16 protein-coding genes and 1 riboswitch are annotated in these 14,287 nt (G+C 74.6%); of the genes, 6 read left to right on the top strand and 10 right to left on the bottom strand.

Features of this window, described 5'->3' with window-relative positions:
- Positions 1-5: 5 nt before the first annotated feature.
- Positions 6-671, bottom strand: coding sequence for a hypothetical protein (locus tag FGE12_RS27955; RefSeq protein ID WP_153869690.1), 666 nt, complete (start codon positions 669-671; stop codon positions 6-8).
- Between the two features lie 157 nt (positions 672-828).
- Between FGE12_RS27955 and modA the strand changes: the two genes are divergently transcribed.
- The 3 genes from modA to modC are packed head-to-tail and all read left to right on the top strand — an operon-like array spanning position 829 to position 3,355.
- Positions 829-1,599 carry a molybdate ABC transporter substrate-binding protein gene (gene modA / locus FGE12_RS27950; protein WP_153869689.1) on the top strand — a complete coding sequence of 257 codons (771 nt, stop codon included), beginning with the start codon at positions 829-831 and terminating at the stop codon, positions 1,597-1,599.
- On the top strand, positions 1,596-2,282 hold the full coding sequence (gene modB / locus FGE12_RS27945; RefSeq protein ID WP_228531168.1) for a molybdate ABC transporter permease subunit: 687 nt from the start codon (positions 1,596-1,598) through the stop codon (positions 2,280-2,282). Before modA ends, modB begins: the two co-directional genes overlap by 4 nt.
- Entirely contained in the window at positions 2,279-3,355 is a 1,077-nt protein-coding gene (modC, locus tag FGE12_RS27940; RefSeq protein WP_370459177.1) for a molybdenum ABC transporter ATP-binding protein, read from the top strand. The genes modB and modC overlap by 4 nt, the downstream gene beginning before the upstream one ends.
- Before the next feature lie 61 nt (positions 3,356-3,416).
- Here modC and FGE12_RS27935 read toward each other — a convergent pair whose 3' ends face one another.
- From FGE12_RS27935 to FGE12_RS27920, 4 genes are all read right to left on the bottom strand, one after another.
- The gene (locus tag FGE12_RS27935; RefSeq protein ID WP_370459176.1) at positions 3,417-3,821 is read right to left on the bottom strand and encodes a ubiquinol-cytochrome c reductase iron-sulfur subunit; all 405 of its coding nucleotides are present in this window, start codon (positions 3,819-3,821) and stop codon (positions 3,417-3,419) included.
- A 113-nt stretch (positions 3,822-3,934) separates the two neighbouring features.
- Positions 3,935-4,690 carry a cell surface protein gene (locus FGE12_RS27930; RefSeq protein ID WP_370459175.1) on the bottom strand — a complete coding sequence of 252 codons (756 nt, stop codon included), beginning with the start codon at positions 4,688-4,690 and terminating at the stop codon, positions 3,935-3,937.
- The gene (locus tag FGE12_RS27925) at positions 4,687-5,775 is read right to left on the bottom strand and encodes a hypothetical protein (protein ID WP_153869688.1); all 1,089 of its coding nucleotides are present in this window, start codon (positions 5,773-5,775) and stop codon (positions 4,687-4,689) included. Before FGE12_RS27925 ends, FGE12_RS27930 begins: the two co-directional genes overlap by 4 nt.
- A 165-nt stretch (positions 5,776-5,940) precedes the next feature.
- Positions 5,941-6,164: riboswitch (cobalamin riboswitch) on the bottom strand.
- Positions 6,165-6,202: 38 nt separating this feature from the next.
- Positions 6,203-7,543 carry a M24 family metallopeptidase gene (locus FGE12_RS27920; protein WP_153869687.1) on the bottom strand — a complete coding sequence of 447 codons (1,341 nt, stop codon included), beginning with the start codon at positions 7,541-7,543 and terminating at the stop codon, positions 6,203-6,205.
- 191 nt (positions 7,544-7,734) lie between these two features.
- Here FGE12_RS27920 and FGE12_RS27915 point away from each other — a divergent pair, with 191 nt between their 5' ends.
- Complete coding sequence (locus FGE12_RS27915; RefSeq protein ID WP_194798354.1) at positions 7,735-9,354, top strand: ATP-binding protein; 1,620 nt, start codon at positions 7,735-7,737, stop codon at positions 9,352-9,354.
- 7 nt (positions 9,355-9,361) lie between these two features.
- Positions 9,362-9,790, top strand: coding sequence for a response regulator (locus FGE12_RS27910; RefSeq protein ID WP_153869685.1), 429 nt, complete (start codon positions 9,362-9,364; stop codon positions 9,788-9,790).
- Here the strand turns inward: FGE12_RS27910 and FGE12_RS27905 are convergent, their stop codons facing one another.
- From FGE12_RS27905 to FGE12_RS27885, 5 genes are all read right to left on the bottom strand, one after another.
- A complete protein-coding gene (locus FGE12_RS27905; protein WP_194798353.1) occupies positions 9,791-10,540 on the bottom strand; it encodes a DUF4184 family protein in 750 nt (249 codons plus the stop codon). It abuts the gene before it with no gap.
- Positions 10,541-10,584: 44 nt separating this feature from the next.
- Complete coding sequence (locus FGE12_RS27900; protein WP_194798352.1) at positions 10,585-11,484, bottom strand: alpha/beta fold hydrolase; 900 nt, start codon at positions 11,482-11,484, stop codon at positions 10,585-10,587.
- A gap of 66 nt (positions 11,485-11,550) precedes the next feature.
- Positions 11,551-12,156: a TetR/AcrR family transcriptional regulator gene (locus tag FGE12_RS27895; protein WP_153869683.1), complete on the bottom strand. Its 606-nt coding sequence runs from the start codon at positions 12,154-12,156 to the stop codon at positions 11,551-11,553.
- A gap of 9 nt (positions 12,157-12,165) precedes the next feature.
- Positions 12,166-12,672, bottom strand: a complete 507-nt coding sequence (locus FGE12_RS27890) for a group II truncated hemoglobin (protein ID WP_153869682.1) — start codon at positions 12,670-12,672, stop codon at positions 12,166-12,168.
- Between the two features lie 46 nt (positions 12,673-12,718).
- On the bottom strand, positions 12,719-13,612 hold the full coding sequence (locus FGE12_RS27885) for a 5'-3' exonuclease H3TH domain-containing protein (RefSeq protein WP_194798351.1): 894 nt from the start codon (positions 13,610-13,612) through the stop codon (positions 12,719-12,721).
- A 110-nt stretch (positions 13,613-13,722) separates the two neighbouring features.
- Between FGE12_RS27885 and FGE12_RS27880 the strand changes: the two genes are divergently transcribed.
- Complete coding sequence (locus FGE12_RS27880) at positions 13,723-14,187, top strand: hypothetical protein (protein ID WP_153869680.1); 465 nt, start codon at positions 13,723-13,725, stop codon at positions 14,185-14,187.
- Positions 14,188-14,287: the final 100 nt, after the last annotated feature.

Here is a 14,287-nt window from a genome sequence, read left to right as displayed (position 1 = left end):
GGCGCTTAGGTGCTCCTGTTCGGGTGACGCGGGGACATCGACGGAAGAGGCAGCTCTTCGGGCGCTGCGCTCAGCTCGGGCGCCGTGAGCAGGTGCCCGAGCGCGAGCCGGCTGGCCTCGCGGTCGGCGGCATGCACCAGCGCGTTCACCTCGCGCTCGTAGGTGCGCGTGGCTGCCCAGCGGCGCAGCTCCGGGTAGAGCAGCCCGCCCACCACGAAGAGCGCCACCCACTCCTTGCTCCAGAGCGGGATGAAGGGCGCCCAGACGACGAAGAGGCCCGCGAGCATCCCGGCGAGCGCGAGCCCCACCCGCTCGAGCGCGTGGAAGCGCTCCGGGGCGCGGTAGAAGTCGTTGCGCTCGCGCGCCGTGTAGCGCGCCGCGAGCCGCACGTAGGCGGGCAGCACCACGCCGCGCACCAGCCCCTCGGCCTCGTCCACGAAGCGCTGCGCGGCCGCGGGCGCCAGCGCCTCGCCGCTCTGGCGCGCCGCCTCGCGCAGCGCCGGCAGCTCCGCCTCCAGGTGCTGGAGGTAGAAGCGGCGCACGCCCTCCTCGTCCAGCAGGGCGGGCAGCGCGGAGCGCCGGTTCTCGAAGCCCTGGAGGAGGCGGTCCACCCACTGGCCCACGGCGGTGTGGGGGCCAGCGGCGTCAGAGGTCGGGGAGCGGGTGGGCACGGGTGTTCACCCATGAATAGCCCGTCCGGGGGGTGGGTGCCCAGCCCACCTCCGGAAAGTCGAGCCGCGGCGGGCGCTTGCGCGAGCTGAGCGCGCCCTCGCGGCGGCGCTTGCCACGCGCGACAGCGCGGAGCGGGAAGGGCACACTGGCGCCGCCATGCGCCCGCTCCTGCTGCTCCCGCTGCTGCCGCTGCTCGCCGCCTTCGGGGCGCGGCCGGCCTCGGAGGACGCGGAGCAGTCGCCGGTGCTGGTGTTCGCCGCGGCGAGCACTGCGGACGCACTGCAGGAGCTGGGGCGCGCCTTCGAGCACGAGACGGGGCGCACGGTGCGCTTCGCCTTCGGCGCCTCGAGCGACCTCGCGCGCCAGGTGGCCGCGGGCGCGCCGGCGGACGCCTTCCTCTCGGCGGACGAGGCGCAGCTGGAGCGCGCGGCGTCCAGTGGCCGGCTGGTGACGCGCACGCGCGTGCCGCTGCTGAGCAACCGGCTGGTGGTGGTGGTGCCCTCGGGCGCGCAGGAGGCACCGCGCGATGCGGCGGGGCTGCTGAAGCTGCCGCGGCTCGCGCTCGCGGATCCGCAGGCCGTGCCCGCGGGCGTGTACGCGCGCAACTGGCTGCAGGGGCGCGGGCTGTGGGCGCAGCTCGCGGCGCGCGTGGTGCCCACGGTGGACGTGCGCGCGGCGCTCGCGGCGGTGGAGACCGGGCGGGTGGCGGCCGCCGTGGTGTACGCCACGGACGCGGCGCACTCGAAGCGCGTGCGGGTGGCCTTCGAGGTGCCCACCTCCGAGTCTCCGCGCATCGTCTACCCCGCGGCCGCGCTCACGGGAGGCCACGCGCCGGCGGGCGGCGAGGCCTTCGTGCGCTTCCTGCAGAGCCCCGCGGCGCGCGCCGTCTTCCTGCGCCACGGCTTCGGGAGCGCGGCCCACCCTTGAGTGACGCGCTGAGCGACACGCTGCGGCTCGTCGGCTTCTCGCTGGGCGTGGCGCTGCTCGCGACGCTGCTGCTGCTGCCCCTCGCCGTGGGCGCAGGCTACGCGCTCGCGCGCTGGCGGGGCCGCGGGCGCGCGCTGGTGGAGACCGTGCTCTCCCTGCCGCTCGTGCTGCCGCCCACGGCGGTGGGCCTGCTCTTGCTGGAGCTGTTCGCGCGCCAGAGCCCGCTGGGGCGCCTGCTCGATGCGGCCGGCGTGGAGCTGCTCTTCACCCCGCGCGCGGTGGTGCTCGCGAGCAGCGTGATGGCGCTGCCCCTCTTCGTGCGCTCGGCGCGCAGCGGCTTCGAGGAGGTGGACCCGCGGCTCGTCGCGGTGGCGCGCACGCTGGGACTCTCGCCCCTGCAGGCCTTCTGGCGGGTGAGCCTGCCGCTCGCGTGGCGCGGGGTGCTCACCGGGGCGCTGCTGGCCTTCAGCCGCGCGCTGGGCGAGTTCGGCGCCACGGTGCTGGTGGCGGGCAACATCCCGGGCCTCACCCAGACGCTCTCGCTCGCCATCTTCCAGCACGCGCAGCTGGGCGAGGACGCCGAGGCGCTGCGCCTCACGGCGGTGGCCACGCTGCTCGCCTTCGCGGCGGTGTACGCGACGGAGCTGCTGGTGCGCCGGCGCGAGCGGCAGGTGCGCGCGTGAGCGCCCCGCTGCTGGAGCTGGACGTGCGGCTGCCGCTCGCTGCCTTCGCGCTCGAGGTGCAGGCGCGCTTCGGCTCGCGCAGCCTCGCGGTGCTGGGGCGCTCGGGCTCGGGCAAGACGAGCCTGCTGGAGGTGCTCGCGGGGCTGCGGCACGGGGCGAGAGGGCGCGTGGCGGTGGAGGGCCGCGCGCTGCTGGACAGCGCGCAGGGCCTGGAGGTCGCGCCCGAGAAGCGGCGCATGGGCTACGTGCCGCAGGACGCGCTGCTCTTTCCCCACCTGGGCGTGGAGGGCAACGTGCGCTTCGGCGTGCGCAAGGGGCAGCGCGGCGGACGCGTGGACGAGGCGCTGGAGCTGCTCGGGCTGGTGCCGCTGCTGGGGCGCAGCGTGCAGGGGCTGAGCGGCGGGGAGCGGCAGCGGGTGGCACTCGCGCGCGCGCTGGCGACGGACCCGGCGCTGCTGTTGCTGGATGAGCCGCTCGCAGCGCTCGACGTGGAGCTGAAGGAGCGCGTGCTGCCCTTCCTGCTGCGCGTGCGCGACGAGGCGCGCGTGCCGCTGGTGTACGTGACGCACCAGCTGGGCGAGGCGCGCGCGCTCGCCGAGGAGGCGCTGGTGCTCGAGCGCGGGCGGGTGCAGGCGGCGGGCAGCGCGAGCGAGGTGCTGGGAGCGCCCGCGCGTGCGGTGCTCGGCGCCGAGGGCGAGGAGAACGTGCTGGAGGGCGTGCTCGAGCGTCCCGAGGAGGGCGGCCTGCGCCTGCGGGTGACGGAGGCGCTGCGCCTCTGGGTGCCGGACGCGCCCGAGCTGCAGGCTGGCGCGCGCGCCGTCTATGCGCTGCTCGCCGAGGACCTGCTGCTCTCGGTGCATCCGCTCGAGGGCGTCTCCGCGCGCAACGTCTTCGCGGGCGCCATCACCGCGCTGGAGCCCGTGGGCGTGGACGGCGCGGTGGCCACCGTGCGCTGCGCAGGCGTGGGGCTCGCGGTGCGCCTCACGCGCGCGGCGATTGCGGAGTTGCGACTGCAGGTGGGCAGCCCCGTCTACCTCGCCGCGAAGAGCTCCGCCTGCCGCCGCTTGCGCTGAACGAAGAGAAGAAGAGGAGAACGCGGGCGAAGCCGTCCCCTCTCCCTCTGGATGTCCCTCGTCAGCCCGTGCGCCGCCGCAGGAACAGCGAGTCCCCCTCGCGCGCCACGTCGTACGCGAAGAGCCCTCGCTGCGCAGGCCCGCGCAGCAGCTGCCCCTCCTCGCTGAAGCGGCTGCCGTGGCACGGGCACTCGAGGCGGTGCGCGTCCGGCTTGTACTCCACCGTGCACGCGCCGTGGGTGCACACGCTCCACACCGCGCCGTAGCAGCCCTCGCTGCTGTGGAAGACGACGGCATTGAGGAAGGCCTCGGGCTTCTCCACCGCCGCGCTGCCGCCCACCTGCTGCAGCGCGGGGTAGTCCGAGAGCTTCAGCTCCACCCAGCCCGAGCGCCCGTCGCGGGGCCCGGGGACGCAGGCGGCGAGCGGCTCGGAGGGTGCGTCGTCTCCGCTTCCGCACGCGAGCACGAGCGCGCAGCCGCCGCCCACCAGGGTGCAAAGGGCGGCGCGGCGGGTGAGCGTCTCACATCCCTCACCCCGACCCTCTCCCAGCGGGAGAGGGGACGGCTTCGACACCTCGCTCACGGTGCAGGCCCCGTGAGTGGCGCGCCGTTCACCACCGCCACGGCGTCGAGGTCGAAGCCGCCAGAGGGAGCGAGGTAGCTGTTCACGCCGCTGTCCGTGATGCGCACGAAGCGCACGCGCGCGGGCGGGCTGGGGAAGTCGTCCAGGTCGAACGCATCGCCGCCGGCCGCGTCCGGGTCGGTGGCGCTCACCCCGTTGGTGCTGGAGGCGAACACCGGCTTCACCCCGGCGCAGCCCGGGTAGCCCCCGGCCTCGTCGCTCACCGCACAGCTGCGCTCGCTCCAGGTGACACCGTCCTCGCTCACCGCGACGCGGCCCGGCTCGGCAAAGGTGCCGCCACCTGCGCGCGCGAAGGCGTTCTCGAAGACGATGAAGTCGACGCCGGGGCCGTTCACCGCCACGGTGTCCGTGAACTCGAGCACGATGCTGCCGCCGTTGCCCAGCGAGAGCACGTGCAGCGAGCCATTCGCCGTGCCCGTGCCCTCGGGTGAGCCCAGCACCACGCTGGGGCACAGGTCCTGTCCGAAGCCCGCACCGGCGCCCGGCGTGAAGCTCACGATGCGGTCCGCGAAGGGGTCCGCCGCGTGCGTCACGGACGCCGGCCCGAGACAGGGGTTGAGGTTCTCCTCGGGCGGCGGCGTGCCCGCGTCGTCCTGGGGCTCCCCGCCGCCGTCACTGCCGCCACAGCCCGCTGCGAGCGCGAGGGCCAGCGTGAGTGGCAGCAGCAGCGTCTTTGCGAAGGAGGTGCTCACTGCGCAACCGGGACGGCCGTGACGGCGCCCACGCCCTCGGGCAGCGCGGCGGAGCTCTCCACGACGAAGCCGGTCTGCAGCTCGAGCGTGCCGAGCACCGGGTCGCGCTGGGCCGTGGCGCAGTCGGTGGCGGCGCTGCGGGTGGGGTTCTTCGCGTCCTTCTTGATCGCGATGCGCACCAGGTGCGCGTCCTTGCCCTGCGGATCCGAGATGCGCACGAGCAGGTCGTCACCCATGCTGCCCTCGAGCGACACGCGGCTGCACTGGTCCGCGAAGCGCAGCACCAGCGCAGTCAGGCCCGACGTCTTGACGAGATCCCCCTCCACCTTCAGCGGCACGCGCACGACGCCGTCATAGTGGCGCTTGAAGGTCTGGGGGTCCTGCGATCCCTGAAGCGCCGCGATTCCGTCGCGGAAGCCCGCGATGTCGAAGACGCCGCTGAGCCCAAGGGGACCGCTGAAGCTCGTCACCGCCGCCTTGTCCGGACCGTAGAGGCTGGGAGCCACGAGAGGCAGCACGTTCTCGTAGTTCGCACTCGCGTCCGCGTAGCCGAACACCGCCGCGCCGTTGGTGGCGATGGCGAGCGGGCCGCTCGCCGAGTCCTGGCTGCCCACCATCACGAGCTGCGGCGTCTGATCGCGCAGCGCATACACCGCGGAGCCCGAGCTGAACGAGGCGCCCTGCAGGCCGCTCACGTAGAAGGTGCCGTCGTTGCCCACCGCGGTGAAGTTGCCGGGGATGGAGACGTACTGGGTGCTGCTGCCCTCGAGCGTGTGCACCGCCACCTTCCCGGTGACGTCCGGCTTGGTGTAGCCGCTCAGCAGCCGCTTGCCATCATTCGCGAGGTAGCCGCCGGTGAAGATCTGGAACTTGTCCGGGTCCAGCTGCCGGTCCTCGGGCGCGAACACGTCGAACAGCGGCGTGGTTCCCGCGCTGAGGTCGGGCCAGGTGCCCAGGCTGTACACGCTGCGGCCGTCGTCCTTCAGGCCGTACACGGTGAACTGCTGCTTCGCCGCGTCGTCACCGCAGCCACTCGCGAGCGCCAGCAGCGCCGCGCCCAGGAGCATCGTCTTCGTCGCCTTCATGGTCCCCATCCCTTTGCCGGCCCCCGAGGGCCGGATGTGCAGACGCGAGGGGGAGCGTGGGGGGAGGCGCGGGGGAGAGGGGCTGTTGGAGGCAGACCTGACCTGTGCGCCGTCCGCCACCTCCCCTCGGAGGTCTCGGTATGTCCGGGAGGCGTGCGCGAGGCGCACGCCCACCGGGCCGTCGGCAGGTTTTCGGACTCACAGGCGCGGGAGACGCACGGGGCGCTCCCACCTACTGGCCGTCGCTTCCCAGTCCAGCTGCGGACCAGTGCTTCAGATGACGGCGTTCGTTCCTGCTCACCGCTGCGGGGCAGTGCCGGACTCTCACCGGCTTCCCTTGGAGCCCACCGCCACACTGCGCGAGGAGCACCGACGAGCGAGCGGGGGAATATGGCTTCGGCGGGCGCGTGTCAAACGCGCGGGCGCGCTAACGAACGAGGTACAGCGCCTCCTGGCGCGGCACGAAGAAGCGCCAGCCCTCGGGGGTGAGGTGGGCGGGGTCCTCCTCCATCATGTGCACCACCTGCCCGCCCCACTCCGGCACGGCGGTGCGCGTGGCGAGCTCGATGGCGATGTAGGAGCCGAGCCGCAGCGGCTTCGGGGGGCTCTTGCGGCTCGCGGAGCGGAAGTCGATGGCCGCGCCGAGCCCGTGGCCCTGCGCGCCGATGGGGTGGCTGTACACCTGCGCGTCGATGCCCCTGGCCTTCATCTCCGCCATGGTGGCGTCGTACACGTCCGCGCTCGAGCGCCCCGGGCGGCTCGCGCGCAGCATCAGCGCGTCCTGCAGGGCGTTGGTGTTGGCGAGCGCGCGCTTCATCCCCTCCGGCGCGTCCGTCTCGCCCTCCTTCAGCACGTAGGCCATCTTCTGCCAGTCGGTGTTGAGGCCGAGGTACGTGATGCCGAAGTCCACGTGCACGAGGTCCCCGCGCTGGATGACCACGCTCTCCTCGGCGGGCTCGAGGAAGCCGCGCGCCATGTTCCCGGTCTCGCCCTGGCGCTGCACGCGCACGTCCGGCTGGAACCAGGTGGTGACGCCGTGGGCGCTGAGGCCGTCGTAGAGGCGGCGGCGCAGCTGCCCCACCGTGGTCTTGCCCGGCTGGATGCCCGTGGACGAGAGCGCCTCCTTCACCAGCGCCTCGGTGAGCTGCACCATGCGCGTGTAGTGCGGCAGCTCCTCGGGGAGGCGCGTGTCCAGGTACTCCTCGATGAGCGGCTCGGCCGGCACAAAGCGCTTCTCCGCCTCAGGGCCCAGCGCCTTCACCAGCCACTCGTAGCTCGAGCGGGTGAGGCTGCGCGCGACCCCGCGCGTGCTGTCGATGGACAGCGCGATGTGCGCCGGGTGGAACTCGCGGTCGAGCGCCGCGAGCGTCTCGGGCTTGCTCGGCTCGAGCCGGAAGAAGCGCTCGAGGCCGCCTTCCGCGTAGTCCACCAGCGCCACCTTCTGCAGCCCGCGCTCGCCGCCGTCCACGAACACGAACACGTCCCGGTTGCCCGCGTAGGGGCGCGGCGGGGCGACGTACTGCGTGAGCGGGTCGTCGTGGAACTCCTCGTTGAGGACGATCCACATCCCCACCCCGTGCCGGCGCATCTGCGCGAGCAGCCCCGCGTGCCGCTGCTGCAGCCAGCCCTCGCGCAGCGCGAGCTGCTCGCTGAAGGGGGCGGTCCAGCTGCCGGCGGCCGTCCCTTCGGCGACGGGCGGGGGCCGCGTGGAGGACTTCCCCCCCGCGCAGCCGAGCAGGAGGACGGAGAGGAGCAGGGCGCGGTTCATGCGGGGCGGACCTCGAGGGGCAGCGGGGGCGCGGCCCACCTTAGCGGGGCAGCGGGCGGCCGGCACGCCCACTCGGCGGGGAGCCGCCCATGCGGGACGCGCCCGCCTGCCTCCTCCAGTCGGATGGCGCCGTCCCCATCTTGGGAGGGAGAAGCTGGCGCCAGAGAGTGGAGGGTCGCGGAGGGTTCGCCATGTTCCCGGTCCCCGAGAACGAGCAGGAGCGCCTGCAGGTGCTGCGCAGCTTCGCGCGGCTGGACTACAGCCCGGAGAAGGAGTTCGACGACGCGGCGGCGCTCGCGGCCGAGCTGTGCGAGGTGCCCATCGCCATCGTGTCGCTCGTGGAGGCGGACCGCGAGTGGTTCAAGGGCGTGGTGGGCGTGGAGCTGCGCAGCGTGGAGCGCGAGGACTCCTTCTGCGCGCAGGTGCTCGCGCGCGGCCGCGAGTTCATCGTCCCGGACGCCCAGCGCGACCCCGTCTACAAGCACAACCGCTACGTCAGGCACGTCCCCTTCGTGCGCTTCTACGCGGGCTTCCCCCTGCGCAGCCGCGAGGGCGCGGTGGTGGGCACCCTGTGCGTGCTGGACCGCGAGCCGCGCGTGCTGGACGCGGGCCAGCTGGAGGCGCTGCGCGCGCTGGCGCGCCAGGTGTCCGGACAGCTGGAGCTGCGCCGCGGCGCCGCGGCGCTCGCGAAGCGCGAGCTGGGCCACGTGGACGTCGAGCAACTGCAGGAGGAGCTGCTGCGGCTGCTGGTCGCGCAGTGCAGCGACGGCCTGGTGGTGACGGACGCGCGCGGCGTGCTGAAGCTCTTCAACACCGAGGCCGAGCGCCAGCACGGCGTCTCGCGCGACGCGCTCTTCAACTCGCGCTGGCCGCTGGTGCTGGGCTTCACCCAGCCCAACGGCGAGCCGCTGCCCCAGCAGGACGCGCCGCTCGCCCGCGCGCTCGCCGGCGAGCAGGTGCGCGACAGCGAGTGGGCGGTGCGCCGCCCGGACGGCAGTGCGCGGCTGCTCGAGGGCCACGCGAGCCCGCTGCACCACGTGGACGGGCGGCTCGCGGGCGCCGTGCTCATCACCCGCGACATCACCGAGCAGCGGCGCACCGAGCGCGCGCTGCACGAGGCGGTGCGCACCCGCGACGAGTTCCTCTCCATCGCGAGCCACGAGCTGCGCACCCCGCTCTCCACGCTCGCGCTGCAGGCGAGCGGCCTCTTGCGCGCGCTGCGCCCCGAGCCTGGCGGCGAGGACGGGGAGCTCTCCCGCGCGCGCCTGCTCAAGAAGGCCGAGAGCCTGCACCGTCAGGTGGGCCGGCTCGAGGCGCTGGTGAGCGGGCTGCTGGACGTCTCTCGGCTGAGCAGCGGCAAGCTGGAGCTGCAGACGGAAGAAGTCGACCTGCGCGAGCTCGCGGGTGAGCTGGTCGAGCGGATGGGGGAGGCGTCGGGCGGGCGGCTGCGGCTGAGCGCGCCGGTGTCCGTGGTGGGGCACTGGGACCGGCTGCGGCTCGAGCAGGTGCTCACGAACCTGGTGACCAATGCGCTGCGCTACGGGCGCGACCGGCCGGTGGAGGTGCGCGTGGAGGGCACCCCGGCGGTGGCGCGGCTGCAGGTGCGCGACGAGGGCATCGGCATCCCCGAAGAGGCGCTGGAGCGCATCTTCGGGCGCTTCGAGCGCGCGGCCTCGGGGCGCAACTACGGAGGCCTCGGCCTCGGGCTGTGGCTCACCCGCCAGCTGGTGGAGGCGATGCAGGGCAGCATCCACGTGCAGAGCCGCCCGGACGTGGGCTCCACCTTCACCGTGGAGCTGCCCCGGCACTGAGCGACCCATGACCGAGCCCGCGCACAACGCCCCGCAGGTGCTCGTGGTGGACGACGACGCGGACCTGCGCCAGGCCGTGTGCGAGCTGCTGGAGGACGAGGGCTACCGGGTGCAGACGGCGCAGCACGGCGCCGCGGCGCTCGCCCTGCTGCGCGCGTCCTCTACCCTGCCCCAGCTCATCCTGCTGGACCTGATGATGCCGGTGATGGACGGCTGGCAGTTCCGCGAGGCGCAAGCCGCAGACCCCCGCCTCGCGCGCATCCCCGTGGTGGTGCTCACCGCGAGCCGCAACCTGCACGACAGCCCCCCGCTGCAGGTGGACGCGCTCGCGTACAAGCCCGTGCAGCTGGAGCAGCTGCTGCACCTGGTGCAGGCGCACGCGGGCCAGGCGCCGCCCGGCCCCGCGCAGGAGTCGTGGGACGCGCACGCGCCCTGACTACGCAGGCTCGAGGCGCGGCCGCAGCCACGCGCACGCGAGCGTGAGCCCCACGAGCGCGCCGGTGAGCGCGGGCCAGAACAGGTGCCACACCAGCACGCGGTAGCCGTGCACGTGCTGCACGTGCGGCAGGCGCAGCCCCAGCATCCACACCCCGCCGAGCACGGTGGCGAGCAGCACCGGGAGGAAGCGGCCCCAGGGCGCGCCGGGCGCGGGCGGCAGGCGCGGGTAGGCGCGCACCATCGCGGCGAGCACCACGAGCGAGCCGAGCAGGCTGGTGAGGTACTGCAGCAGGTGCGCGAGCGTGTAGTTGCGCCCGGCCACCCTCACGATGTGAAAGCGGTAGAGGGCGCGCGCCGGCCACTGCAGGTCGTGGGTGAAGCCGTCCCACAGCAGGTGCGTGAGGGCGCCGAGCAGCAGCGCGAGCAGCACGAGCGCCCAGCCGCGCAGGCCCCGCGGCAGCCCGTCTCCGGCGAGGAAGCGCGCGGGCTGCACGCCGCCCACCTCGGGAAGCGTGCGCCGCAGCACGGGCAGCACCAGCAGCTCGAGCCACAGCAGGGTGGCGAGCCCCACCGGGAGGCAGAAGAGGAAGAGCCCGTGCAGCGAGTGCGAGACCTCGGAGCCCATGCGCAGCACGTAGTGCAGGTCCGGCACGCACGCGCCCACCACCAGCGCCGTGGGCGGCAGCCAGCGGCGGTAGCGCAGGAGCGGGAGCACCGCCGCGGGGTGGGCTGGGAGGGTGATGGGCACGGCGGGCGCGCACCCTAGCGCGGCCCCGTGTGCGCTGTCTGGCCCTAGCCGTTCGCCGCGAGCGCGCGCGGCCCCGGAACGGACGGGCTGCCGAGGGGCAGCAGCGCCTGCTCCTGCTCGAGGCCCCTCTTCAGGAACTCCACCGCCCCCTGCACCACCTGCGGCGCGTAGAGGAGGCGGTTGTGGCCGAGCCCCTCGGTGGAGAGGAGGCGGGCGCCGGGCCAGGCGGCGGCGACCTGCGCGCCGGCCGCGAAGGGCACCTCGCGGTCCTGCCGATCGTGCACCACCTGCGCCGCGACGTGGCCGAGGGCTCCGGCGAGGTCCGGCACGCTGTAGTGCGCGAGCGGCTCGCCGCGCTGCGCCTCGAAGCGCGCCACCATGCGCTCGAGCACGACGTGCGGCAGGTGCAGGAAGTCCGCGAACTCGCGCAGCACGACGCGCGGGTCCGCGGGCGGCGCGAGCAGCACCGCGCGCGTGGCGGGCAGCCCCGAGCGCAGCGCCGCCGCCACGGCCGCCGCCCCCATGGAGTGGGCGATGACGGCCACCGGGCCGCCCGTGGCCCTGCCCACCGCGAGCGCCGCGTCCGCGAAGGCGGGCAGGTTCGTGCGCGTGCCCGTGGACTCGCCGTGCGCCGGCGCGTCGAAGGCGACGCAGCTGAAGCCCGCCTCCACCAGCGGCCCCACGAAGGCGGTGAGCTGCCCCGCGCTGCCGCTCCAGCCGTGCAGGAGCAGCACCCGCGGCCCCTCGCCCCAGCTCCACACCCGCAGCCGCTCGCCCACGAGCTCCAGCGTGCGCGGCCGCCCCTGCTGCAGCACCGCCTGGGCGCGCGCCCCCGCCACGTGGCGGCGCGGGGTGAAGAAGAGCCGCTCGGCCCAGCGCGCCGCGAGCGCCGGCGAGAGCCGCCCCAGCGTGCGCGCGGTGAGGCGCAGCGTGGCGAGGGTCATTTCCGTCCGAACGTTCGTGCTTTTCTTGGCCATGGTCGGGGCTCCGGGTGGGGAAGGCGGGGGAAGTCAGGCCTGGGCGGCGGGGGGGCGGTGCTGGGCGAGCAGCGCCTCGAAGGCGCGGTGGGCGCGCTCGATGGCCCGGGGGTCGCGCAGCAGGCGCGCCGCGTGGTGGTAGCCGAGCGCGATGGCGTACAGGTCGTGCGCCACCTGCTCCGGGTCGGTGTCGGCGCGGAAGTGGCCCTCGCTCACGCAGGTGCGGGCGATGGTGGCCAGGGTGTCCAGCCAGTCGCGCTGCAGCTGCACGAGGCGCTCGCGCGCGGGGCCCTCGCGGTCGTCCAGCTCCACGGCGGCCGCGACGAAGAGGCAGCCGCCCTCGAGCGCGGCGGCGCGGCCCCAGTCGAGCCAGCCCTCGAAGGCGGCGCGCAGCCGGGGCTCACCGCGGGGCCTGGCGAGCGCGGGGCGCACCACGTGGCGGCTGAACAGCTCGCCCGCCATCTCGATGACCTGCACCTGCAGCTCGGCCTTGGAGGAGAAGTGGGCGAAGAGCCCGCTCTTGGAGAGCCCCAGGTCCTCGGCCAGCCCGCCGATGGACAGCCCCTCGAGGCCCACGCGGCTCGCCAGCTGCGCCGCGCGCTCGAGGATGGCCTGGTGGGTGAGCTCTCCCTTGCGCATGGGAGGAAATTAGGACGGTCGTTCTTTTTTCGCAACCCCCCCGAGCTGGGCGAGCTCCGGGGCGGGGCCCGCGGCGGCCGGCTGCGCCTCCTCTTCGGGCACGTTGCGCAGGAAGTTGGCCACCTGGGCGAAGCGCTCGTCGAGGAAGCGGCGCAGGCCGCCCTTCACCTCGAAGGCGTCCAGGGCGCGCCCCATGCTGCGCAGCCAGGCGTCGCGCATGGCGCTGTCCACCGGCGTCTGGAAGTGGCGCATGCGCAGGCGCGGGTGGCCGTGGCGCTCGGTGTAGTGCTGGGGGCCGCCGAGCCAGCCCACGAGGAAGAGGCCGAAGCGCTCGCGCGACTCGCGCGAGACGCGGCCCGCCTCGTCCAGGCGGTGCAGCCGGGCGAGCGCCGGCTCGTGCGCGTCCATCTCGTCGTAGAAGCGCTCGGCGAGCGCGCGCACCCCGGGCTCGCCGCCCAGGCGGGTGAAGGGAGAGTCCTCGAGGCTCGGCAGCCAGTCGTCGTTCGTCGTCGTCATGGGAAAGGGGTGCGGGAAGTAACGGAGCGGGGGGTGTCTCGTCCACTCAGGCCCAGCGCTGCGGGCGGGTGCGCAGGCGCTCGAGTCCCAGGCGGCTGCACAGGGCCTCGAAGGGCGCGCGCGGGACGCCCTTCCAGGCGAGGGAGTCCAGCCCCGGGGTGCCGGGCAGGGGCGCGTCCGTCACCAGGGTGGCGAGGCGGCGGTAGAGCAGCGCGTCCTCGCGGCGCTCGCGCAGGGTGGCGGCGAGCTTGTCCGCGCCGCGCGGGCGCACGCTCCACTGCGCGGCGTCCGCGGGAATCGCCTCCAGGTGGACGTAGGCCGCGAGCAGCGTCGCGGCGCCCTTCTCGCCGAAGCCGGGCAGCCCGGGGATGCCGTCCGCCGCGTCCCCCACCAGCGCGAGCAGGTCCGGCACGCTCTCGGGCGCGACGCCGCGAAGGGCGCGCACGGCCGCCTCGTCCAGCACGCGCTCGCGCATGCGGTCCACCTGCACCACGCGCTCGCCCACCACGCACTGGGAGAGGTCCTTGTCGGGGGTGAGGAGGCGCACCTGGGAGACCTCGGAGGCGAAGCGCGCGGCCGCGGTCGCCAGCGCATCGTCCGCCTCGTAGTCCCCCATGCGCCACACGCGCAGGCCCAGCGCCGCCACCGCCTCCTCGGCGAGGTCGAACTGCGCGAGCAGCTCCGGGGGCACGCCCTCCTCGGTCTTGTAGCCGTCGAAGAGCGCGTTGCGGAAGGAGCGGATGGGGTTGTCGAAGGCGGCGGCCGCGTGGCTCACCGCCTCTGCGGGGTCGTGCAGCAGCGCGAGCAGCGAGCCCATCAGCCCGGCGACGCCCTTCACGTCCTGGCCCTCGGGGCTCGTGTGCCCGGGACGCGGGCTGAAGTGCGCGCGGAACAGCTCGTAGGTGCCGTCGATGAGGTGCAGGCGGGGAGGAGGGCTCACGGCCGCGCAGCGTACACGCCCCGCCCCACCCTGCCCCAAAGTCCAAGGGCTCTCCGGCCTTGGGGGGACGTCACGGTCCAGTCACCTCCGCGCGCGCAGGGTGCGCCGCCATGAGTCACTGCCCTCCCTCCTCCCTGCGCCCGCGTCCCGCCGCCGACGCGCTCTCCCTGTTCGGCGCGGACGTGCCCCGGGCCCAGGCCTTCGGCGTTGCGCTGCCCACGGCCTCCGTGCGCGGCGTGCTGGTGGTGGGCGCGCGCCGCCCCGAGCTCGTCGCGCTCGCGCGCACGCTGCGCAGCGCCGGCTTCGCGCCCTCGCTCGCGTACACGGGAGACCAGGCGCTGCGGCGCATCGTGGAGGAGCCCGTGCCCTCGCTGCTGCTCGTGCACTGGGCCGCACCCGGCGAGGGCACCGCGCACTGGCTGCAGGTGCTGCAGCACGCGGGCGCGCTCGGGTGGTTCTCGCTCGTGGTGCTCGGCGGCGGCGAGCTGCCCCCGCACCTGCACGCCCAGGCGCGGCTCGCGAGCGACTGCAGCGCCGACCAACTGCTCGAGGTGCTCGAGACGCTGAGCGACTGAGGGACATCCCCTACCGCGATTCCTCCCTGGCGGAAGCGCAGCCCTGCACTCGAGGACAGGGGCTTGCACCTACCCGCACCGCACCGGATAGCCTGTGGCC

It is taken from the genome of Aggregicoccus sp. 17bor-14 (assembly GCF_009659535.1).
Taxonomy (GTDB): Bacteria; Myxococcota; Myxococcia; order Myxococcales; family Myxococcaceae; genus Aggregicoccus.
The sequence above is the reverse complement of the archived record's forward strand: the minus strand, read 5'-3'. Positions and strand labels throughout refer to the sequence as shown.